Here is an 843-nt window from a genome sequence, read left to right as displayed (position 1 = left end):
GCCCTACAGCTGGCTCGATGCGCCGCAGGATTTCGGCTGGATGCCGTTCCGCGCCGTGATGCGCGGTCACTGGGGGATCGGCCTGCAGGCGATGTTCTACAAGTTCTTTCTGTATGGAGGGCTGATCTGGCTAGCCTTGCGCGCCGGCCTGCCCTGGTTCGCGGCCGCGGTGGCGACGATGGCGCTCGCCCTCGGGCTCAGCCTGTTGCAGACATGGCTCCCTGGCCGCTCCGCCGAGAGCACCGACGCGACCCTGGCCGCACTGGGCGCAGCCCTGGTCTGGCTGGCGCACCGCCCGGCCGCCGCTGCGCCAGCCCGCCTCGCAAGAAGAAAGCCGCAGGAAACTGAGTTTCCTGCGGGGCAATGAGGAAGGGCGAAGCGCGGTTCAAACCTTCAACCTGACGGTGCTGGGCGCCTGCGTATTCCACCGCCGGGCCGGCTAGAGCCAGCCGTGCCGCGGTCGCCGCCCTGCCGGGTACGCTCGCCGGCGCTTGGCTCGGCGCGCAGGTTCGCCGCCGGCTCAGCGCCCGGCGGCCTCCACGACGGCGTACGCTGCTTTTCCGGCTTCGCATTGGCCCGGCCAGCCTGACACCACTCCCCAGGCTTGGCGCGAGGGACGGGCTTCGACGGGTTCTCCACCTCCAGATCGCGCTGTTCCCTCGAGGCCAGACCGTTGGCGCCGCGGGGGTGCCGCCTTTCCCGCACCTGGGCGAAGGGCCAAATAGCCGCGGGAATGGGGTGCGGGAATGCGGGAATAGGTGCGGGAATATCGGTTGCCGGAATGAGCGCAGGGACGCCGCTGGTCGATGACCGGCATCACGGCCGTGGACGCTCTTCTTTTTG

At 69.6% G+C, this 843-nt stretch carries 1 protein-coding gene; it reads left to right on the top strand.

The genetic code is table 11. From position 1 onward, the window contains the following. Positions 1-367 (top strand): hypothetical protein (locus ACFHPP_RS31215; protein ID WP_437167110.1); only part of this gene is annotated, 367 nt, incomplete at its 5' end. Positions 368-843 lie beyond the last annotated feature (476 nt).

Origin of the sequence: Falsiroseomonas sp. E2-1-a20 (genome assembly GCF_051433195.1) — a bacterium.
GTDB lineage: Bacteria > Pseudomonadota > Alphaproteobacteria > Acetobacterales > Acetobacteraceae > Falsiroseomonas.
The sequence above is the reverse complement of the archived record's forward strand: the minus strand, read 5'-3'. Positions and strand labels throughout refer to the sequence as shown.